21 protein-coding genes and 1 tRNA gene are annotated in these 21,204 nt (G+C 66.7%); 14 read left to right on the forward strand and 8 right to left on the reverse strand.

The features are described 5' to 3' along the window. The first annotated feature begins 226 nt into the window (after positions 1-226). Positions 227-559, forward strand: coding sequence for a hypothetical protein (locus BST42_RS14790; RefSeq protein WP_083119938.1), 333 nt, complete (start codon positions 227-229; stop codon positions 557-559). Here BST42_RS14790 and BST42_RS14795 read toward each other — a convergent pair. Together BST42_RS14795 and orn are read right to left on the reverse strand one after the other, a co-directional pair. After that, positions 551-623: transfer RNA gene (locus BST42_RS14795), tRNA-His, on the reverse strand. The two genes, BST42_RS14790 and BST42_RS14795, sit on opposite strands and share 9 nt — an antisense overlap. Positions 624-666: 43 nt before the next feature. Beyond that, entirely contained in the window at positions 667-1,302 is a 636-nt protein-coding gene (gene orn / locus BST42_RS14800; RefSeq protein ID WP_083119940.1) for an oligoribonuclease, read from the reverse strand. A gap of 73 nt (positions 1,303-1,375) precedes the next feature. On the opposite strand from orn, the gene BST42_RS14805 reads away from it, so the two are divergent. Then, positions 1,376-2,947, forward strand: coding sequence for a helicase HerA-like domain-containing protein (locus BST42_RS14805; RefSeq protein ID WP_083119943.1), 1,572 nt, complete (start codon positions 1,376-1,378; stop codon positions 2,945-2,947). Positions 2,948-3,091: 144 nt separating this feature from the next. Here the strand turns inward: BST42_RS14805 and cmrA are convergent, their stop codons facing one another. Then, positions 3,092-3,898 carry a mycolate reductase gene (gene cmrA, locus BST42_RS14810; protein WP_083119946.1) on the reverse strand — a complete coding sequence of 269 codons (807 nt, stop codon included), beginning with the start codon at positions 3,896-3,898 and terminating at the stop codon, positions 3,092-3,094. A gap of 112 nt (positions 3,899-4,010) precedes the next feature. Between cmrA and BST42_RS14815 the strand changes: the two genes are divergently transcribed. Continuing rightward, on the forward strand, positions 4,011-5,327 hold the full coding sequence (locus BST42_RS14815; protein WP_083119948.1) for an MFS transporter: 1,317 nt from the start codon (positions 4,011-4,013) through the stop codon (positions 5,325-5,327). Here the strand turns inward: BST42_RS14815 and BST42_RS14820 are convergent. Then, complete coding sequence (locus tag BST42_RS14820) at positions 5,324-6,085, reverse strand: MmpS family transport accessory protein (protein ID WP_083119951.1); 762 nt, start codon at positions 6,083-6,085, stop codon at positions 5,324-5,326. The two genes, BST42_RS14815 and BST42_RS14820, sit on opposite strands and share 4 nt — an antisense overlap. A 134-nt stretch (positions 6,086-6,219) precedes the next feature. Here BST42_RS14820 and BST42_RS14825 point away from each other — a divergent pair, with 134 nt between their 5' ends. The 3 genes from BST42_RS14825 to BST42_RS29635 all read left to right on the forward strand — a co-directional run bounded on the left by BST42_RS14825 (position 6,220) and on the right by BST42_RS29635 (position 8,571). Continuing rightward, positions 6,220-8,103, forward strand: coding sequence for an alpha/beta hydrolase family protein (locus tag BST42_RS14825; RefSeq protein ID WP_083119954.1), 1,884 nt, complete (start codon positions 6,220-6,222; stop codon positions 8,101-8,103). Between the two features lie 62 nt (positions 8,104-8,165). After that, the gene (locus BST42_RS14830) at positions 8,166-8,375 is read left to right on the forward strand and encodes a hypothetical protein (RefSeq protein WP_081845180.1); all 210 of its coding nucleotides are present in this window, start codon (positions 8,166-8,168) and stop codon (positions 8,373-8,375) included. Between the two features lie 40 nt (positions 8,376-8,415). Next, a complete protein-coding gene (locus tag BST42_RS29635; RefSeq protein WP_165760857.1) occupies positions 8,416-8,571 on the forward strand; it encodes a DUF6131 family protein in 156 nt (51 codons plus the stop codon). On the opposite strand, the gene BST42_RS14835 is transcribed toward BST42_RS29635, so the two are convergent. After that, complete coding sequence (locus BST42_RS14835) at positions 8,568-9,191, reverse strand: SACE_7040 family transcriptional regulator (protein ID WP_083120274.1); 624 nt, start codon at positions 9,189-9,191, stop codon at positions 8,568-8,570. The two genes, BST42_RS29635 and BST42_RS14835, sit on opposite strands and share 4 nt — an antisense overlap. A 98-nt stretch (positions 9,192-9,289) precedes the next feature. Between BST42_RS14835 and BST42_RS14840 the strand changes: the two genes are divergently transcribed. Genes BST42_RS14840 through BST42_RS14875 form a run of 8 tightly spaced genes read left to right on the forward strand, consistent with a single transcriptional unit; the run spans position 9,290 to position 18,541 of the window. Beyond that, a complete protein-coding gene (locus BST42_RS14840) occupies positions 9,290-10,834 on the forward strand; it encodes a carboxyl transferase domain-containing protein (protein WP_083119957.1) in 1,545 nt (514 codons plus the stop codon). A gap of 2 nt (positions 10,835-10,836) precedes the next feature. Further along, positions 10,837-12,816 (forward strand): acetyl/propionyl/methylcrotonyl-CoA carboxylase subunit alpha, encoded by a 1,980-nt coding sequence (locus BST42_RS14845; RefSeq protein WP_083119958.1) that lies wholly within the window; start codon positions 10,837-10,839, stop codon positions 12,814-12,816. After that, positions 12,813-13,973 (forward strand): acyl-CoA dehydrogenase family protein, encoded by a 1,161-nt coding sequence (locus BST42_RS14850; protein WP_083119960.1) that lies wholly within the window; start codon positions 12,813-12,815, stop codon positions 13,971-13,973. The genes BST42_RS14845 and BST42_RS14850 overlap by 4 nt, the downstream gene beginning before the upstream one ends. Next, the gene (locus tag BST42_RS14855) at positions 13,974-14,462 is read left to right on the forward strand and encodes a MaoC family dehydratase (RefSeq protein ID WP_083119963.1); all 489 of its coding nucleotides are present in this window, start codon (positions 13,974-13,976) and stop codon (positions 14,460-14,462) included. Continuing rightward, the gene (locus BST42_RS14860) at positions 14,462-15,280 is read left to right on the forward strand and encodes an HpcH/HpaI aldolase/citrate lyase family protein (protein ID WP_083119966.1); all 819 of its coding nucleotides are present in this window, start codon (positions 14,462-14,464) and stop codon (positions 15,278-15,280) included. Before BST42_RS14855 ends, BST42_RS14860 begins: the two co-directional genes overlap by 1 nt. Positions 15,281-15,339: 59 nt before the next feature. Further along, positions 15,340-16,401, forward strand: a complete 1,062-nt coding sequence (gene pdhA, locus BST42_RS14865) for a pyruvate dehydrogenase (acetyl-transferring) E1 component subunit alpha (RefSeq protein WP_083119969.1) — start codon at positions 15,340-15,342, stop codon at positions 16,399-16,401. Positions 16,402-16,424: 23 nt separating this feature from the next. Further along, positions 16,425-17,450 carry an alpha-ketoacid dehydrogenase subunit beta gene (locus BST42_RS14870; RefSeq protein WP_237159454.1) on the forward strand — a complete coding sequence of 342 codons (1,026 nt, stop codon included), beginning with the start codon at positions 16,425-16,427 and terminating at the stop codon, positions 17,448-17,450. Further along, complete coding sequence (locus BST42_RS14875) at positions 17,447-18,541, forward strand: dihydrolipoamide acetyltransferase family protein (protein ID WP_083119975.1); 1,095 nt, start codon at positions 17,447-17,449, stop codon at positions 18,539-18,541. The genes BST42_RS14870 and BST42_RS14875 overlap by 4 nt, the downstream gene beginning before the upstream one ends. Before the next feature lie 45 nt (positions 18,542-18,586). On the opposite strand, the gene BST42_RS14880 is transcribed toward BST42_RS14875, so the two are convergent. The 3 genes from BST42_RS14880 to BST42_RS14890 form a co-directional block, all read right to left on the reverse strand. Then, complete coding sequence (locus BST42_RS14880) at positions 18,587-19,447, reverse strand: DUF559 domain-containing protein (protein WP_083120275.1); 861 nt, start codon at positions 19,445-19,447, stop codon at positions 18,587-18,589. Positions 19,448-19,588: 141 nt separating this feature from the next. Further along, a complete protein-coding gene (locus BST42_RS14885) occupies positions 19,589-20,365 on the reverse strand; it encodes an ArsR/SmtB family transcription factor (protein ID WP_083119978.1) in 777 nt (258 codons plus the stop codon). Between the two features lie 46 nt (positions 20,366-20,411). After that, complete coding sequence (locus BST42_RS14890; RefSeq protein WP_083119980.1) at positions 20,412-21,158, reverse strand: enoyl-CoA hydratase; 747 nt, start codon at positions 21,156-21,158, stop codon at positions 20,412-20,414. Positions 21,159-21,204 lie beyond the last annotated feature (46 nt).

A 21,204-nucleotide genomic window follows, 5' to 3' on the forward strand; every position in this document is an offset into this window, starting at 1 on the left:
GCTGCTGTTCCGGTCTGTACCCCGTCGAGGAACTTTTGAATCATCAATATTTGCCACGGCCCGTGCGCACAAAGGGCCATCGCGCCGCAGCGGCGATCCGTCACGAGCCGCCGGAGGGCTTGCGCCGGCCGACCAGAAACCATGCTCTGTGATAAGTGAACTATTAGCTCGCTCTTAGTCGTTCGACCTACGCTGCCGTAGGTAGTCGGGCTGGGAGTGAACGTTCATGCGCAACATCGATCCGGCCGGCGTCTCGATCCTCACGGTGGTGGTGATGCTGCCTGTGGGCGCCACGGTGTCCGGCGCGCTCACCTGGTCGATGTTCGGCAACGTCTATGGCGGGCTCGCGTTTCTCGGACTCTTCATCGTCGGCGTCGCCGCCGAGAACGTCCGGCAGCGGCGTAGCGTCGCCCGGCGCGTGCAGGCGGAGGCAGAGGCGGTGCAGTACATCGTGCGATTGCACGACGTCGCCCGTCAGTCCGGCGTGGAGCTGAGCACGCCGTCGTGGGCACAAAAAAGTCAGGCCCCGAAATCGGGGCCTGACCTGCAGGGTGGCTGACGGGACTCGAACCCGCGACAGCCAGGATCACAACCTGGTGCTCTACCAACTGAACTACAGCCACCATCGCTGCGGACCGTCCGGAGGCGGCAGCAGCGTCGTCGATACTAGCTGTTGTGGGCCTCTCCAGCCGAATCTGATTCGCCCGGGGCGTGGAGCTCGGCCGCCGCCGCGGCAATCTCGCTGGTAGAAGGCCCTGGCTGGGGGACGAAGGCGGTGCGTCGGTAGTACTTCAGCTCGCGGATCGACTCCTGGATGTCGGCCAGTGCGCGGTGGGCGAGCCCCTTTTCCGGTTGTCCGTAGTAGATCCGCGGATACCAGCGCCGGCACAGCTCCTTGATCGAGCTGACGTCGATCATCCGGTAGTGCAGGTAGTTGTCCAGCGTCGGCATGTCCCGTGCGATGAACCCGCGGTCGGTGGCAATCGAATTGCCGGCCAGTGGCGCGGTCTTGGCCTGCTTCACATGGGAGCGGATGTACTCCATCACGAGTTCCTCGGCGGCCGGCACGTCGATGACGGACGCGCGGACCTCCTCGGTGAGCCCGGAGCGGCTGTGCATCTGGGTGACTACCTCGACCATGCCATCCAGTGACTCGTCGTCGGCATGGATGACGACGTCGATGCCCTCGCCGAGGACGTTGAGCTCGGCGTCGGTGACCAGAGCGGCGATCTCGATGAGCTTGTCGGTCCGCAGATCGAGGCCGGTCATCTCGCAGTCGATCCACACCAATTCTTCACGCACAGCGCTCAACCCTAAGCCCCCGCTGACTTGTAGTGTCGTATGGCCATCACCCGAGCGACCACGGAGGCGGCCGATGAGCAGCGAATCGACGACGACCCCTGCCCAGCAGATCGCCGCGGGGTACGCGACCACCGGGGCGACACTCGATCTCGGTTCGGTCGTCATCGATGGAGCGGTCGATCCGACGGCGCAGGTTCGCATCCCGCTGGCCATGATGAACCGCCACGGCCTGGTCGCAGGGGCCACCGGCACCGGTAAGACCAAGACATTGCAGGTGATCGCCGAGCAGCTTTCTGCGGCGGGGGTACCGGTGATGATGGCCGACGTCAAGGGTGACCTGTCCGGTCTGTCGCGGCCGGGGGAGTCCAGTGACCGGACCCTGCAGCGCGCCAAGGACACTGGTGACGACGGCTGGGCGGGCGCGCCGTTCCCAGTCGAGTTCCTTTCGCTGGGCACCGGCGGTATCGGCGTCCCGGTGCGCGCCACGATTTCGGCGTTCGGTCCCATCCTGCTGTCAAAGGTGTTGGGGCTCAATGCCACTCAGGAGTCCACGCTCGGGTTGATCTTTCACTGGGCCGATCAGCAAGGGCTGCCGCTGCTGGACCTGAAGGATCTGCGGTCGGTGATCACCTATCTGACCAGTGACGAGGGCAAGGAGACGCTGAAGACCATCGGCGGGGTGTCGGCGCAGACCGCGGGCGTCATTCTGCGCGCACTGGTCAACCTCGAGGCGGAGGGCGGTGACACCTTCTTCGGCGAGCCCGAGATCGACCCCGCCGATCTGCTGCGCGTCGATGCGCAGGGCCGTGGGGTGATCACGCTGCTCGAGCTCGGCGACCAGGCCGCTCGGCCGGTGATGTTCTCCACGTTCCTGATGTGGGTGCTGGCCGACCTGTTCACCTACCTCCCTGAGGTCGGGGACGTCGACAAGCCCAAGCTGGTGTTCTTCTTCGACGAGGCGCACCTGTTGTTCACCGATGCGTCCAAAGCGTTCCTGCAGCAGGTCGAGCAGACGGTCAAACTGATCCGCTCCAAGGGCGTCGGGGTGTTCTTCTGCACCCAGCTGCCCACCGATGTGCCGAACAATGTGCTGTCGCAACTGGGTGCCCGCATCCAGCACGCGCTGCGGGCGTTCACACCGGATGACCAGAAGGCGCTGTCGAAGACGGTGCGTACCTATCCCAAGACCCAGTTCTACGATCTGGAAACGGATCTGACGTCGTTGGGTATCGGCGAGGCGATCGTCACCGTGCTCTCCGAGCGCGGTGCTCCGACTCCGGTGGCATGGACCCGGCTGCGCCCGCCGCAGTCACTGATGGACACCATCGGCCCAGACGCGATCAAGGCTGCGGCGCAATCGAGTTCGCTGTTCGCCAAATACGGACAGACCGTCGACCGCGAATCCGCCTACGAGATGCTGGCGGCGAAACTCGCACCGCCGCCGCAGGAGCCCGTCGACCTGCCGCCGCTATTACCGACCGGAATCGACCTGCCGCCAATGCCCAAGCCGCAGAAGGCCGAGCCGGGCGTGCTCGATCAGGTGATGAACAGCCCGGCGTTCAAGAGCGCGATGCGCTCGGCGGGCACCGTGATCGGCCGCGAGATCACCCGCAGCATCTTCGGAACAGGACGCCGGAGGCGCTAGCAGGCGTGCTGCGGTCCGCCTCTGAGCGACAACTGCGCCTCAACCAAGTTCTCGCACATCGAGATTGACGTCGGCGTGATCGGTACTCGCACTTCCACACGCTTACGTCGATCTCGATGAAACGGGACGGTACGCCCGAGGAAGTTAGTCGCCGCCCAGCTTCTTGTAGACCGCGCCGACAATCGGCGTGACGATCGAGCGCGGCGCGTACCCCGATGCCACCGACATCGCCTTGGACGTCAGGCCGGGCACCACCCGCATCTTGTTGTGCTCCAAGCCATCCAGCGAGATCCGCGCCGTGTACTCGGTGTTGATCCACAGGAAGTCTGGGATCAGTCGCTCCACCAGTGACTGCTCTGCCTCGTCGGGCAGCTCGGTGCGCACCGGCCCCGGCGCCAGCACGGTGACATGCACACCGACACCCTTCAGTTCGCCGCGCAGCGACTCACTGAACGTGTTCGCGAACGCCTTGGTCGCGGCGTAGGTGGCGTTGTTCGGGATCGGCGAATTCCCGGCCGCCGAACCCGAGATGAGAATGCCGCCGGCCCGGCGGGCGACCATCCGCGGCAGCACCGCCAACACCAGATCGTGCACACCGAGCACATTGAGCTGGACCTGAGCCCGCTCGGCCGCCGGATCCAGTTTCGCAACGGGCCCGAAAGTAGCGGTGCCCGCGTTGGCGCACAAGATCGAGATCTCTCGGCCGGCCAGCTCGTCGGCGAACGCGGTCCGGGCGTCGGGATCGGCGAGATCCACCGCGCGAACCTCGACGTTGACGCGGTAGCGCTCCGTGAGTCGCGCGGCCAGCTCGGCCAGCACCTCACCGCGGCGCGCGGTGATGATCAGGTGGTGGCCGCGGGCGGCGAGTTCGGTGGCCAGCGCCTCACCGATGCCTTGGGAGGCACCGGTGACGACGGCTCTGCTGTCCGGGGAAGGTGCGGGTACTGGCATGCGGCAATCGTAGGGGGAGTCGGTTCCGGCGGGCAGGAGCGCCAGCGACTCGGGGAATGGCTTCCGGCGGGCAGGAGCGCCAGCGACTCGGGGAATCGATACGCTGGCCCGCATGCGCACGCCCCCGTCGGTTGCTCAGACCGCCGGACGGTCAAAAGTTGTGGCGTGGGCGTTGTGGGACTGCGGTTCCACCGGTATGAACGCCATCGTCGCGACATTCGTTTTCGCCGTGTACCTGACCAGCACGGTCGGCAAGGACCTGCCGGGCGACACCTCGCCGGCGAGTTGGCTGGGCCGGGCACTCGCACTTGCCGGCCTCACCGTCGCGGTCCTCGCGCCGCTGACCGGCGTGCTGGTTCAGGCGCCGCAGCGACGGCGCGCCGCACTGATGCTGCTGACCGGGTTGGCGGTGCTGTCAACGACCGCGATGAGCCTCATCCGCGCCGAGCCGGCCTACTTCGCAATGGGCTTAGTGCTGCTCGGGTTCACCGCGGCGTGCGGGGACCTGGCCAGCGTGCCGTACAACGCGATGCTGCGGCAGCTCACCACCCCGCAGACGTCCGGGCGCATCTCCGGAATCGGGGCGGCCGCCGGGTACTTCGGCAGCGTCCTGCTGCTGATGGTCATCTACGTCGCGTTCATCGCAGGCTCCGGCCCGAACCGCGGCGTGCTCGGGATCCCGGTCGCCGACGGCCAGAACGTGCGCGCGGCCATGCTGATGGCCGCCGCCTGGTTCGTCGTGCTCGCGTTGCCGCTGCTGATCACCGCTCACACCCTCGCCCCGGCCGCCGACCTGGAGCCGATGCCACCCGGTCAGGCCGGGGGCTACCGCGGGCTGTGGAACGATCTGCGCTCCGAGTGGCGACGCGACCGCAACCTGGTCTACTACCTGGTCGTCAGTGCGATCTTCCGGGACGGCATCGCCGGAGTCTTCGCCTTCGGCGCGGTGCTCGGCGTCAGCGTCTACGGCATCTCGCCGTCCAACGTGCTGATCTTCGGGGTGATCGCCAGCACCATGGCCGCCCTCGGCGCGGTGCTCGCCGGGCCGGTCGACGACCGGATCGGCGGCAAGCCGGTGATCGTCGCCTCGCTGACGTTGATGATCGTCGTCGGCCTCACGCTGTTGTCGTTGTCGGGGCCTGTCGTGTTCTGGGTCTGCGGCCTGCTGTTGGCGTTGTGCGTCGGACCGGTCACCACGTCCGCGCGCACAGTGCTGCTGCGGATGGTCAGCGACGGTAAAGAAGCCGTCGCATTCGGGCTCTACACCACCACCGGACGGGCGGCGTCGTTCCTGGCGCCATGGCTGTTCTTCGTCTTCGTCGACGCCTTCCACGCCGACCGCGCCGGGCTCGGCGGGTTGTGCGTGGTGCTGGCAGTAGGGCTGGTGGGCATGGTGCTGGTGAAGGTGCCCAACCACCGGTTGGACTAGCCGGCTCCGGTGCAGATCGTCAGTCCGCGGCCGGTACGTTCGCGGACCTGTGAGCCGTTCACCGACACGCTGCAGGTCACGTCACGTCCGACGTTGACCACGGCGACGCTGGCCGATGTCCGCGCCGGCGACGACAGGCTGACTTCCTTGCTCCACGGCAGCATCACGTTGAACTCGGTCTGCATGATCCCGCCGGTGTCGACGTAGGTGATGTTGATCGCGCGGCCGTCCCCGGAGACGGTGTAGACGACGGTGTCGGTGCCCGCCGGGCTGGTGGTGTCGGCGGGCGGCGGAGCTGTCGTGCTCGGCGCGCCGCTGGTCGTCGGCAACGTCGGCCGCGTCGTCGTCGGCGCCACAGTGGTGGCCCTGGGTGTGGTCGTGGTCTCCGACAACGGGGGCAGCGGCGCCACCACCGTCGACTCTCGGGCCGAACTGGTCACGATCACCAGGGCGATCACCAGTCCCACCACCAGCAGCACCGCGACGGCCGCGGCGATCCACAACCACTTCGGCGACTTGGGCGGGCCGGGGGGCGGCTCGGGCGGCTCGCTGGGCGGATAGCCGCCGCCTTGATGCCAGTAGGACGGCAGCTGTTCGGTGGGCTGCATCGTCGGCGGCACGCCGCCCTGACCGTAGCCCGGGGCGCCGTAGCCGGGTCCGTAATACTGACCGGAGTAGGCGGGATCGGTGCTCGGCGGATAACCGTTGCCGGGGGACTGCGTCGGGTCAGACCACCCTGGTCGACGCGGATCGTTCATTCCCACCTCATGCTTGCAGGCTACCTGCGAGTGGCAGCGCGGGGTTGATGCCTGTTGCTCAGCACCGTGTTTACCACCGGCGGGCGACGTGGAACGTGTTACTGCGGTAAGAGGAACCAAAGAAAGTAGGTGGCGTGGAACTCGACGTGCGTGCGACGTATGGCGCATCCCTGTCGCCGGACGCGACGGCATTCGCCCATATCGTCGACGACGGGGGATATCCGCGCGCCGTCCAACGTTTCCTGCGCGGCTGGCGGGCAAGTTCGTCCCGCGATGTGGAATTGCCGGTTGAGGGGCCGGTGACCAGAGTCATCCATTCGGCCGACGGGCACTGGTTGGCCTGCCAGGTCGCCCCGGAGGGCAGCACCCGTAGCCAGATCTGGGTGGTCACCACAGACCCGGACGACCGGATGGCCCGTCGCATCGACGGCATGGGTTTCGACGGGATGGCAGGCACGGCCGAGCTGATCGCCTGGGACGGCACCCGGGTGTGCGCGATCCTCACCGGTGAGGACGGCGTCGGTCAATCCAGCCTGATCGATCCGGCCGACGGCAGTGTGACGGTGCTGGATCGGCGCTCCGGCGGCCGGCTGGTGGACGCCTGGGCCGGGTCGGCGTTGATCCGGGTCGGTCCGCGCGGGTATCGCGAGCTGATCATGTTGACCGGTCCGACCGAAATCGCGTTGCTGCCTTCAGATCCCGGCTCGTCGACGGACATGGGCGTGATCTTGGACGATCATCATCCGCGGCGGCTGCGTTCCGGTCCGGACGGTGAGCACACCACGCTGTATCACCCGGCTTACACCTACGGGCCCGATATCGTCGACGGCTACGTGCGCGCGCTGATCCGCAGCGACAACGGCTCGGACAACAGCCGTCTGCTCGAGGTCACGGTCACCCCGGACGGCGTCGCGTATCACGTGGTCGCCGAGCGGCGGGGCCATGACCTCGACGAGTTCGTCGTCAGCGATGACCTGTCGACTGTCGCGCTGTTGTGGAACGTCAACGGCTGCAGCGAATTACAGATCCTCGAGTACGTCGACAACACGATGTCCGAGCCGATCCCGCTGCCGAATCTGGTGGCGAGCGAACTGTCCATCAGTGCGGGCGGATCGATGGTCGCGATGACGATCCAGGGCGCCGACCTGCCGCGCACCGTCGAACTGGTCGATCCCCGGTCGCGGGAGTGGGAGCGCATCGATCGCAAGCCCAGCGTCGGCCCGGTTTCGGACCGGCCGAGGCTGCACTTCGTGACCGCGCGGGACGGTCGTTCGCTGACCGGCTGGTTGTATTGCCCGCCGCCCGGTGTCGAGCAGACCGGGATGATGATCTATCTGCACGGGGGACCCGAGGGCCAGGCCCGCCCCTCGCACAGCGAGATCTTCCCGGGATTGCTCGATGAGGGCATCGCGGTGTTCACGCCCAACGTCCGGGGTTCGGGCGGACAGGGCCGGGAATTCGTACACGCCGACGACAAGGACAAGCGGTTCGCCGCAATCGACGACGTGGCCGACTGCGCGCACTACCTCGCCGAGCGCGGCCTGGCCGACCCCACGCGAATCGCCTGTGCGGGTTGGTCTTACGGTGGCTACCTCACGATGGCGGCGCTGGCGTTCCATCCCGATCTGTTCGTCGCGGGCGTCAGCATTTGCGGGATGAGTGATCTGGGGACGTTCTATCGCAACACCGAGCCCTGGATTGCGGCGGCGTCCTACGCCGAATACGGGCACCCCATCGCCGATCGGGACCTCCTCGACAAGCTCTCTCCGCTGCAGCGGGTGGATGGGTTGACCGCGCCGTTGCTGTTGGTACACGGCGGCACCGACACCAACGTTCCGGTCAGCGAATCCGAGCAAATGGTCGAGGCACTGCGTGCCCGCGGCCGTACCGTGCGCTATCTGCTCTTTGCCGACGACGGCCACGAGATCGTCAAACGCGAGAATCACGCCGCATTGGCTCGAGCCGTCGCGGATTGGCTGGCCATGGCGTTCGAGCGCGGCGAAATTCGGAAGGTTTAGGAAACTTTCGGACGGGTAAACCCTTGTCCGCCAAGTCCTGCGGACCATCAAGGAGGCCAACCATGCGAGGCCGCGGAATCATAGGCGTGATCGTAATCGTATGGCTGCTGATCGGAGTTTTCGCCACCTGGCAGCGCGGTTACTTCTCGAATAGTGAAACCAACTGCGCTACTGCGGGGTCCATCGCCCTAACGGTGGTTGCGGGACCGCTCAATTACGGCGGAGTCAATCCGAAGGTTGCCAGCTGCAACCTGCCGCAACCCAGTCAGTAGTGGCGAAAACAGTTCAGCAACCAAGCATCTGGAGGAAGAAATGATCATTCTCGGAGCGATTCTGCTCATCTTGGGATTCGTCCTGAAGATCCAGATCCTATGGACGATCGGGATCATCCTGCTGGTTATCGGTGCGGTGCTGTGGCTGCTCGGCGCAGTCGGCCGCCCCGTCGGCGGAAGACGTTCGTGGTATTAACCCGTGCCGCAGGCGTGACGGTCGGCGGACGATAGCGCTGCCACCGTCATAGCCCGAAGTACATCGCGTGAACGCCCCTGGTCGGCTCCCCGGGCCGCCAGGGGCTTCATGCTGTGTGGGGTCGAGTTGAGCAGACCGAACACCGCGTGCGCCATCAACCGCGCGTCTGCCTCAGCGATGTTCGGATGAACCTGGCGTAGCACCTCGACCCACACCTCGACATAGCTGCGCTGCGCCCGGCGAACCTGCCGCTGGGCGGAGGTCGGCAGGTGGGCGAGATCGCGATCCTGGATGCGGATGAGGTCCGACTCGCCAAGTGCGAAGTCGAGGTGGAATTCGATGAGACCGGCGAGCGCGGCTTCGGGCTCGAGCGCCTCTTCGACGACAGCGCGGGCGCCGGCCAGTAGTCGGGTGCTGATGCCCACCAGCAGTTCGACCAGGAGGGCTTCCTTGTTGGGGAAGTGCCGGTAGACGGCCGGCCCGCTGACACCGGCGGCGGCGCCGATGTCCTCGATCCGCACGGTCTGGAAGCCCTTCTCCGCCATCAACCGCTCCGCAGCCGTCAGTAGGGCAGACCGGCGATCCGATTTCTGCCTGCTTCGACGGGTCGTCGTGTCGATGAGGACCCTCCCGGAATGACTCTGGACGTTTCGGTTAATCTTCACTAACGTTACATCAGTTAGCCGTCATTAACTCAATTCGGGACGGGGCATCGACGATGGCATCGCCCAACCGTGAGGCGCATCTGCAGCTGGTCGAGCAGTTGCGCGGCAAGCTGGCCACTGCGGCGCTCGGCGGGCCGGAACGCGCCCGGGAACGGCACGTCGCCCGGGGCAAGCTGCTGCCGCGCGATCGGGTTGACGGACTGCTGGATCCCGGCAGCGCGTTGCTGGAGATCGCTCCGCTGGCCGCCGACGGCATGTACGACGACGACTGCCCCGCGGCCGGGATCATCACCGGGATCGGCCGGGTCTCCGGGCGGGAGTGCATGGTCGTCGCCAACGACGCAACGGTCAAAGGCGGTACCTACTACCCGGTGACGGTCAAAAAGCACCTGCGCGCACAGGAGATCGCGCTGCAGAACCGCCTGCCGTGCATCTATCTCGTGGATTCCGGCGGCGCGTTCCTGCCCCGCCAGGACGAGGTGTTCCCCGACCGCGACCACTTCGGCCGGATCTTCTTCAACCAGGCCACCATGAGCGCGTCGGGTATCCCGCAGATCGCGGCCGTGCTCGGCAGCTGCACCGCCGGCGGCGCCTACGTTCCCGCGATGAGTGACGAGGCGGTGATCGTCCGCAACCAGGGCACCATCTTCCTTGGCGGCCCGCCGCTGGTGAAGGCCGCCACCGGCGAGGTGGTGACGGCAGAAGAACTCGGCGGCGGCGACCTGCACTCCAAGACCTCCGGGGTGACCGACCACCTCGCCCACGATGACCGCGACGCCCTGCGCATCGTCCGTCGCATCATCGCCACCCTCGGCCCGCGGGAACCGCGACCATGGGATGTGCGTCCCCCCGTCGAGCCGATCGCCGACCAGCATGAGCTCTACGATGTCGTCCCCGTCGACGCACGAGTGCCCTACGACGTGCACGAGGTGATCACCCGCATCGTCGACGGCGGCGAATTCAGCGAGTTCAAAGCCGAATACGGCACCACGCTGGTCACCGGATTCGCGCACATTCACGGCCATCCGGTCGGCATCGTCGCCAACAACGGCGTGCTGTTCGGCGAATCCGCGCTCAAGGGAGCACATTTCATCGAACTGTGCGACAAGCGGATGGTGCCGCTGCTGTTCCTGCAGAACATCACCGGCTTCATGGTCGGTCGCGACTACGAGGCCGGCGGCATCGCCAAGCACGGCGCGAAGATGGTGACGGCGGTGGCCTGCGCCCGCGTTCCGAAGCTGACCGTCGTGATCGGCGGCTCGTACGGCGCGGGGAACTACTCGATGTGCGGGCGCGCCTACTCGCCGCGGTTCCTCTGGATGTGGCCGAATGCCCGGATCTCGGTGATGGGTGGCGAACAGGCCGCGTCGGTGCTGGCCACCGTCCGCGGTGACATGACTCCCGAGGAATCCGAGGCCTTCAAAGCTCCGATCCGCGAACAGTACGAACATCAGGGCAACCCGTACTACTCGACCGCACGGCTGTGGGACGACGGCGTCATTGATCCCGCCGACACCAGAACTGTTCTGGGACTGGCACTCTCGGTGACAGCCAACGCTCCCGTCGAGGCCGTCTCCTACGGCGTGTTCAGGATGTGACGATGTTCAACACTGTGCTGGTCGCCAACCGCGGCGAGATCGCTGTGCGGGTCATCCGCACCTGTAAGGCGATGGGTATCCGTTCGGTGGCCGTCTACAGCGACGCCGACGCGGGTGCCCGCCACGTCACCGAGGCCGACACCGCCGTCCGTATCGGGCCGCCGCCGGCCCGGCAGAGCTACCTCGACATCCAGGCCGTGGTCGGTGCGGCGCTGCGTACCGGCGCCCAGGCCGTCCATCCCGGATACGGCTTCCTCTCGGAGAACGCCGAATTCGCGGCTGCGCTGGAGCAGGCGGGGCTTGCGTTCATCGGACCGCCGTCGGCCGCGATCCGCACGATGGGTGACAAGATCGCCGCCAAGGCGACGGTGTCGAAGTTCGGGGTCCCGGTGGTGCCGGGCATCGCCAGGCCCGGCCTGACCGACGCTGAACTCATCGACGCCGCCGCGGATATCGGATTTCCGATCCTGGTGAAGCCGTCCGCCGGAGGTGGCGGCAAAGGCATGCGGCGAGTCGACGACGCAGCCGACCTGCCGGCGGCGCTGGGCGCCGCGCGACGGGAATCCGCGGCCGCCTTCGGTGACGACACCCTGTTCCTGGAGCGGTTCGTGTTGCGGCCCCGGCACATCGAAGTCCAGGTGCTCGCCGACGGTTTCGGCAACGTCGTGCACTTCGGTGAGCGCGAGTGCAGCCTGCAGCGACGCCATCAGAAGGTCATCGAGGAGGCGCCCTCGCCGCTGCTGGACCCGCAGACCCGTGCCCGGATCGGCGCGGCTGCCTGCGACACGGCCCGCAGCGTCGACTATGTCGGCGCGGGCACCGTCGAGTTCATCGTGTCCGCCGACAAGCCCGACGAGTTTTTCTTCATGGAGATGAACACCCGGCTGCAGGTGGAACATCCGGTCACCGAGATGGTCACCGGATACGACCTCGTCGAGTGGCAGGTCCGCGTCGCGGCAGGGGAGAAGCTGCCCTTCACCTCCGACGACATCACGCTGACCGGGCACGCGATCGAAGCGCGCGTGTATGCCGAGGATCCGGGGGCCGGCTTCCTGCCGACCGGTGGGCCGGTGCTCGCGCTACTCGAGCCATCCGGTGATGGCGTGCGGGTGGATTCCGGTTTGGCTCAGGGGATGACGATCGGCAGCGACTACGACCCGATGCTGTCGAAGGTCATCGCACACGGCGCCGACCGCGCGGCCGCGCTACGCACCCTTGACCGCGCGCTGTTGCATACCGCGGTGCTCGGCGTGGGGACCAACATCGAGTTCCTGCGATTTTTGCTCGCCGACGACGATGTGGCGGCCGGCCGGCTCGACACCGGCCTGATCGACCGGACCCCGTTCGTTCCCGCCCCGATCGGCGATGACGCGTTCATCGCCGCGGCGGCCTACCGCTGGCTGACGCGCTGGCCGTCGGAGCCGGCGGACCCGTGGGATGTGCCGTCGGGCTGGCGAGTCGGCGCGCCCGCGCCCACCGGTATTCGCCTGCGATCCGGTGACAGGACCGACCACGTTCACATCACCGGCGTTCCTGCCGGCGCAGTCGCTCGCATCGAGGACCGCGAAAGCCGTTCACTGTCTGGCGAATTGGACGGCAACCAGCTTGCGGTGACTATCGACGGCGTTCGCAGTGTGTACACCGTGGCTGTCAACGGCGACCAGATCTGGCTGGCCGGTGGTGGTCGCTCGCTGGTGCTGGAGGAAGTACGGGAGGCGCCGGTACGCCCGGACGATGAGCTCAGCGGCGACGCTGAACTCGTCAGCCCCATGCCCGGAACGGTCGTGGCGGTAGGCGTTTCCAACGGTGACGACGTCGCCGCGGGCACGGTGGTCGTCGCCGTCGAGGCGATGAAGATGGAGCACTCGCTCACCGCGCCGGTCGACGGAATTGTCGAACTCCATGTCGCCGTCGGTGATCAGGTCAAAGTGGGCCAGCTGCTGGCGAAGGTCACAGCCAGAGAAGAGAAAGCACAATCATGACTGACTTCCTGTCCACGGGAACACTTCCCGACGAGTACGCACAGCTTGCCAAGACCGTACGCGACTTCGCCCAGACCGTTGTTGCCCCGGTGGCGGCCGAACACGATGCGGCGCACACGTTCCCGTACGAAGTCGTGGCGGGAATGGCCGAGATGGGCCTGTTCGGCCTGCCGTTCCCCGAGGAGTACGGCGGAATGGGCGGCGACTATTTCGCTCTGTGCCTGGCATTGGAAGAGCTCGGGAAGGTCGACCAGAGCGTCGCCATCACGTTGGAGGCCGGGGTCTCGCTGGGCGCGATGCCGGTTTACCGGTTCGGCAACGAGATGCAGAAGCAGGAGTGGCTGCCACAGCTGACCAGCGGTCAGGCCCTTGGCGCGTTCGGTCTGACTGAGGCAGGCGGTGGCACCGACGCAGGCGCCACCAAGACAACCGCGAAGTTGGACGACGGACACTGGGTGATCAATGGCACCAAGCAATTCATCACGAACTCCGGCACCGACATCACCCGACTGGTCACCGTCACGGCTGTGACCGGTGGCTCCGGGGACCACCGGGAGATCTCCTCGATCCTGGTGCCGGTGCCGACCCCCGGCTTCACTGCCGAGCCCGCCTACGACAAGGTCGGCTGGAATGCCTCGGACACTCACCCGCTGACGTTCGACGACGTTCGCGTGCCCGAGGAGAACCTGCTCGGTGAACGCGGCCGCGGTTACGCCAACTTCCTACGGATCCTCGACGAAGGCCGGATCGCGATCGCCGCGCTGTCGGTCGGTGCGGCACAGGGCTGCGTCGACGAGAGCGTGAAGTACGCCGCCGAGCGTGCCGCCTTCGGTCAGCCGATCGGAAAGTATCAGGCCATCGAATTCAAGATCGCCCGCATGGAGGCTCGCGCACACGCGGCCCGCACCGCCTATTACGACGCGGCCGCGTTGATGCTGGCAGGCAAGCCGTTCAAGAAGGAGGCCGCGATCGCCAAGATGGTTGCCAGCGAGGCCGCGATGGACAATGCCCGCGACGCAACGCAGATCCACGGCGGCTACGGCTTCATGAACGAATACCCGGTCGCCCGGCACTATCGGGACAGCAAGATCCTCGAGATCGGCGAAGGGACAACCGAAGTGCAGCTGATGATCATCGCCCGGCAGATGGGACTGTAGGTGACTGATTCGTCCGAGGAAAAGGTCGTCGTCCAGCGCGGCCTGTGGTTCGAGGAGTTCGAGATCGGGGTGCGCTACGTGCACGCGCCCGGCCGCACGATCACCGAGGCCGACAATGTCTTGTTCACCACGCTGACGATGAACACCCAGGCGCTGCATCTGGACGCGGCGTTCGCCGACGCTCTGCCGCCCTTCAACCAGCGGCTGGTGAACTCGATGTTCACGCTGTCCACCCTCGTGGGCCTGTCGGTGACGCAACTGACGCAGGGCACCATCGTCGGTAACCTCGGCTTCTCCGACATCGCTTTCCCCAAGCCGCTTTTCCACGGCGACACGATGTACGCTGAAACCGTCGTCACCGACAAGCGGGAGTCCAAGAGCCGCCCCGGCGAGGGCATCGTGACCTTCGCGCACACTGCTCGCAATCAGCACGGTGACGTCGTCGCGACCGCGTCGCGCAAGACCATGGTGCGGAAGAAGCCCGTCTGATGGCACTCGGCAATCCGGGACCGGCCTGGCTGTTCTGCCCTGCCGACCGTCCCGAGCGGTTCGAAAAGGCCGCGGCTGCAGCCGATATCGTCATCCTCGACCTCGAGGACGGGGTGGCGGCCAAGGACCGTGAAGCCGCGCGTGAAGCACTGGTGTCTACTCAGCTCGACCCCGGCCGGACCGTGGTGCGGGTCAATCCGTCGACCACACCGGATCATCGGTTAGACCTCGAGGCGTTGGCCCGCACGCCGTACACCACGGTGATGCTGGCCAAGACCGAATCTGCCGAGCAGGTCGCCGCTCTGGCTCCGCTCGACGTCGTGGTGCTGATCGAAACCCCGCTGGGTGCGCTCAACGTCGTCGAGTCCAGCAGGCCTGACAACGCGTTCGCCGTGATGTGGGGCGCCGAGGACCTGTTCGCCGTCCTCGGCGGCACCGCCAACCGCTATCCCGACGGCTCGTACCGCGAAGTCGCGCGGCATGTGCGGTCGCAGAGCTTGCTGGCGGCCAAGGCGTACGGCCGCCTCGCGCTGGATTCGGTGTACCTCGACATCAAGGACCTAGACGGCCTCGCGGCCGAGGTGGACGACGCGGTGGCCGTCGGATTCGACGCGAAAGTGGCCATCCATCCTAGCCAGATCGCGGTGATCAGGAAGGGCTACCTTCCCAGCGCTGAGCAGGTAGCTTGGGCGCGACACGTGCTCGAGGCGGCCCGCGATGAACGCGGTGTCTTCCAATTCGAGGGCATAATGGTGGATGCCCCGGTGCTTCGGCGAGCAGAGCGCATAGTCCAGCTGGCGCCCGACCCCGGCCGCTAGCTGGAGCCTGCTACAACAGGTTTGCTCCGACCGCCTCTGCACCGGTAGAGGAGGCGGTTATGGATCAGCCGATTCAACTCATCGGGCCCGACGGAACAGCGGCGGCCGAAAGCCGATATCGCCGTGATCTGCCGCCGGAAACCCTAGCGTGGCTCTACGAAAATCTGGTTGTCGCGCGGGATCTCGACATCGAGTTCGTCAATCTGCAGCGCCAGGGCGAATTGGCGCTGTACGCGTCCTGCCGGGGCCAGGAGGCCGCGCAGATCGGCGCCGCGGCGGCACTGCGGAAGACCGACTGGCTGTTCCCGCAATTCCGCGAACTGGGTGTATTCCTGGTTCGCGGGATCCCGCCCGCGAACGTGGCCGCACTGTGGCGAGGCGCCTGGCATGGCGGGCTGGATTTCACCAGCAAGTGCTGTGCACCCGTCGCCATTCCCATCGCCACCCACACCGTGCACGCCGTTGGCGCGGCGATGGCGGCCCAACGGCTGGGCGAGGATTCGGTGACGGTGGCATTCCTCGGCGACGGCGCCACCAGTGAAGGTGACACGCACGAGGCGATGAACCTGGCCGCCGTCGAGAAAGCGCCGTGTGTTTTCTACGTCCAGAACAACCAGTGGGCCATCTCGGTCCCGGCGAGCCGCCAGTACGCCGTGCCCACCCTCGCGCAGCGCGCGGCCGGCTACGGAATGCCGGGAATCCAAGTGGACGGCAACGACATCCTGGCCTGCTTCGCGGTGATGAGTGAAGCCGCTGACCGGGCGCGGGCCGGGGACGGACCCACGCTCATCGAAGCGGTCACCTACCGGATGGAACCCCACACCACCTCCGACGACGCCACCCGCTACCGCAGCGCCGACGAGATCGCCTACTGGTCGGCCCGCGACCCGATCACTCGGTACCGCACGTATCTCCAGGAGAGGGGCGTCCTCACCGAGCGGATCGAGCAGCGAGTGCAGTCGCGGTCGGCGCGGCTGCGGACCGAGCTCCGCGACGCGGTGGTGGGCACCCCCGATCCGGATGCGGACGAGCTGTTCGACCACGTCTACGCCGAGATCACGCCCGAATTATCCGCGCAGCGTGAGCAATTGCGCACCGAGTTGGCGGGAGGCCTGCGATGACTCAGATCATCGAGCGGCCGCCGATGCGCGGCGACGGCACACCGGAGCCTGACGGCCCGCTGCTGACCGAACTGCCCACCGTCACCACTCTGACCATGGCGCAGGCGATCAACCGTGCCCTGCACGACGCGATGGCAGGCGATGACCGGGTGCTGGTGTTCGGCGAGGACGTGGCCGACCTGGGCGGGGTCTTCCGCATCACCGAGGGGTTGGCCGAAACATTCGGGAACCAAAGGTGTTTCGATACGCCGCTGGCCGAGTCGGCGATCATCGGTGTCGCCATTGGCCTGGCGATTCGCGGTTTCGTACCCGTCCCGGAGATCCAGTTCGACGGGTTCTCCTACCCGGCGTTCGACCAGATCGTCAGCCACCTCGCCAAGTACCGTAACCGGACCCGCGGCCAGGTCGACATGCCGGTCACGGTCCGAATCCCGTCGTTCGGCGGTATCGGCGCGGTCGAGCATCACTCGGAATCCACCGAGACCTACTGGGTGCACACCGCCGGGCTGAAAGTCGTTGTGCCGTCTACACCCTCGGACGCATATTGGTTGCTCCGGCATTCCATCGCCGCCCGCGATCCGGTGATCTACCTGGAGCCCAAGCGGCGGTACTGGGGCCGTGAGGCAGTCGACCTCGCGGTGCCGGGACCGCCGATTGGCAAGGCTGTGATCCGGCGACCGGGCGACGACGTCACGGTGCTCACCTTTGGCGGGCTGGTCGGGACCGCTCTGAATGCCGCAGAGATCGCTGACTGCAGTGTCGAAGTGGTCGACCTGCGCTCGCTGAGCCCGTTGGACTTCGACACGGTGGCCGCGTCGATCTGCAAGACGGGCCGCGCGATCGTCATGCACGAGGGACCCCGCACCCTGGGCTTCGGAGCAGAGTTGGCCGCGCGAATCTCCGAGGAGCTGTTCTACGACCTGGAGTCACCGGTGCTGCGGGCCACCGGGTTTGACACCCCGTACCCGCCTGCGCGGTTGGAGAAGCTCTGGCTGCCTGGCGTGGACCGCCTGCTCGACTGCGTCGAGAAAGCGATGCGACGACCATGAGCGACTTCCTGGTGCCCGACCTGGGCGAGGGCCTCGAGGACGCGACGATCACCAGTTGGGCCGTCGCCGTCGGAGATGTGGTCGAACTCAACCAGACCCTGTGCACGGTCGAGACCAACAAGGCCGAAGTCGAGATCCCCAGCCCGTACGCTGGGCGGGTCGCCGAGCTTGGTGGAGCTGAGGGTGAAACCCTGGGCGTGGGAACACTGTTGGTGCGCATCGAAACTTCAGAGCGCGCACCGGTACTGGTCGGCTACGGCATCGACGACGGCATGGACCGCAGTCGGCGGGCGCGGGCGGCCCCGAAAACGCGCAAGCTCGCAGCCGAGCTCGCGGTAGACCTGAACGGGTTGCGGCCCGGATCGGGGATCGACGGGGTGATCACCCGGGACGACGTGCTCGATGCGGCCGGGGCTACATCACAGAGCATCCCGGTGCGTGGTGTACACGCCCGGATGGCCACCCACATGTCGTTGTCTCGCAGCCGCATTCCCGATGCCCACGCCAGCGTCCAGGTGGACGGCATGGCGCTGCTGCGGCTACGTGATCAGCTTGACGTGACCCCGTTCGTCCTGACGTTGCGGTTGCTGGTGATCGCGCTCGGCCGCCATCCAATGCTCAACGCCACCTGGGTGGAAGCCGATGCGGGACCGGAGATCCGGATGCACCCCGACGTTCGGCTGGGTGTCGCGGTGGCGACCGAGCGAGGCCTGGTGGTTCCGGTCGTGGAGACCCGCGGACGTTCCACCCGGCAGTTGGCTGCCGCCGTCGACGAGGTGGTGGGGCATGCCAGGGCAGGCACCTTGGCGCCGACCCAGCTGAGTGGCTCGACGTTCACCGTGTCGAACTTCGGTGCGCTGGGTCTTGACGACGGGGTACCGGTGATCAACTACCCGGAGGCCGCGATCCTCGGGATGGGCTCCCTGAAGGCGCGGGCCGTGGTGGTCGACGGCACAGTGGTGGCTCGCCCGACGATGACGCTGACGTGTGCGTTCGACCATCGCATCGCCGACGGGGCGCAAGCCGCCGCGTTCCTGACCGATCTGCGCGGACTCATCGAATCGCCGGAGACCGCGCTGCTCGATCTCTAAACGGTTGATGCCGAGCGTGCGAGTTGTGGTCGACGAATCGACCGTTCACCACCGACAACTCGCACGCTCGACGTCAGACGGGCAGCCGCCAGCGCGCAGCTTGGCGGTGACACGCGCGATGATCACGTCGGGTCGTCTGAGCATGTCGGCGCTCACCCGGATAACCGCCCATCCCATCGAATCCAGGATCGCGATGCGATCGATGTCCCAGGACCGCTGTCGGCCGTCAGTCCAATGCTGCACTCCGTCGTATTCGACGGCGACCCGCCATTCCCGCCAACCCATGTCGATGCGGATGACGACGTCGCCGTAATCGTCGAAGAACTCGATCTGCGTCTCCGGCGTCGGCAGGCCTGCGCCGACCAAGAGCATGCGAAGTAGTGATTCGCGCGGTGATTCGGCACCGCCGTCGGCCAACGCCAGCGCCGCACGTAGCCGCCGAACACCCCGCACGCCGGGATTCGCGTCGGCGATTGCACGGATGTCGTCGGGCTTGAGTCGGGTGGCATTCATCAGCGCGTCGAGCAAGGGCACCGCGTCGCGCGGGGGAAGTCGTCGTCCGACGTCGAACGCGGTGCGCGCAGCAGTGGTGACTCGCATGCCCTGCCGTAGGCACACGTCGTCGTCTGCGATCGCATACGAATGCGCGATAAGGCCTGGGGAGGTGTGCCGGTCGGCGCGGATGATCTCCGCGGGGGCGTTGTCGTCCAACCATTTCGTGCCGTGGATCGCGGCGGCCGATCGTCCGGCCAGCACGACGTCGGGTCCGGCGAACAGCCACGCTGCCCGGGCGCGCTGTAATGCCGTCAACGGCAATTCATTGGCGAGGTAGACATTGCGGAACACCGCGCGATAGCGGGTGCGCAGTTGGTGGTCGGTGACCTGTCCGCTGCGCATCGCCGACATCCCGAGGAACGGTTGGTCCTGCACACCAACACCATCGACGAATCAGCGACCGGGCGATTACGTCCATCCCCAGCGGCGTTGAGCGTGCGAGTTATCGTCGACGAATCGACCGTTCGCCACCGACAACTCGCACGCTCGACGTCAGACGTGGGCGTGGAACTCCCACGGCGCGGTGGGTAGTACGTCGCCGGTCTCCAGCAGCGTCTTGAGATTGGCGAATACCGTCGGCCAGCCCTGCCCGACCGACTCCCGGTCCGCAGGGGACTGGAAATTCGTATGTGTCACAGTCAGTTTGACGATGTCCCGGAAGGGCTCGATGTCGAACGTGACGACGCTTTCCTCGGCCGTCGGATCGTCGCTGGGCTCGCCGAAGCCGAAGACCAATCGGCGCGGTGGGTCGACCTCCATCACGGTGCCGGCGACGTCGACGACGCCGGAGCCATCAGACCGGACGTGCTCGACGCGGCCGCCCACGCGCCAATCCGAGACCTGGGCATGACCCCAGAATTTCGCGGTCAGCTCGGCGTCGGTGAGAGCGTGCCACACCTGCTCGGCGGTGGCGTGAATGTAGGTGGTGTAGACGTAATCGGGAATGTCCGACATAGCGTGTCCCTCCGCGTGCTGCTTGATCATGTCCAGAGCCGCCAGTCGAGGCTCTTCGAACTTCCAGATCCAGCGGGTCTGGAGTTGGTGGATCGGTACTGCATTCAGGTAGTGGAGCTTGCGGCGGCCGTCGCGCACTGAGGTCACGAGGTTGGCGCTCTCGAGAATCTCGAGGTGCTGGCTGACCGACTGCCTGCGCATGTCGAGCCCCTCGCAGAGCTCGCCGAGCGTCAGTCCCGCGCGCTCGTGAAGCATGTCGAGTAACCGTCGCCTGCCGGGGTCGGCCAACGCCTTGAAGACCGCGTCCGCGTCCACGGCGCAATTATGCAGTCATCTGCCTGCATATTGCAACCGGGCCGGGTCAGCGCCGCTGGGCGGCCGCCAGCCGGGCCTTGAACTCCGGCGATTCGATCGAGGTGGCCTGCGGGCCGAGCTCGATGTCCTTGGCCGCCTCGTGGTGGTCGGTGTCGAGGAAGCCTGGGATGGCCGTCGCGCGCATCGAGGCCTTCGTGGACAGCACGACCTCGCGCGGCGCGGCCGCAGGCCCGGCGGCCAACTCGCGCGCAGCCGCGACGGGATCCTCTGCCACGGTCAGCGCCAGGCCATGCCGTACCGCGGCCTCGGCGTCGAATCGCATGCCGAACAGCAGTGCCGCGCGGGCGACCTGCGGGCCGACTGCGCGCTGCAGCATCCACGTCGCGCCGCCGCCGGGATGGATGCCGAGCTTCTGGAACCGGGGATCGAACACGGCGTGCGGCCCCGCGATCCGGACGTCGGCGGCCAGCGCCAGGTTCAGCCCGGCTCCCACGGCCGCGCCGTTGACCGCCGCGATGGTCGGCAGTGCGCACCGGCCGACGGCCATGAAGCCGGCGTAGATTCGCTCGAGCCCCTCCTTGGCGGCCGCGCCGAGCGCGGACAGGTCCGCGCCCGCACAGAACGCCTTGCCCGCGCCGGTGATCACCACGGCATGGGCCTCGGCCTCGGCTGCCTCGACGGCGTCGCGCAGCTGCTGGGACATCGCGTCGGTGACCGCGTTGCGGCGGTCGGGATCGTTGACGGTGATCAGCGCGACACGATCGATGACCTGATAAAGGACCAGGTCAGACATTGCAAGTCTCCATCTTGGGGAGGCTAGCAGTTAGGGTCGGATCATC

Origin of the sequence: Mycolicibacterium rhodesiae (assembly GCF_002086695.1) — a bacterium.
Taxonomy (GTDB): domain Bacteria; phylum Actinomycetota; class Actinomycetes; order Mycobacteriales; family Mycobacteriaceae; genus Mycobacterium; species Mycobacterium rhodesiae.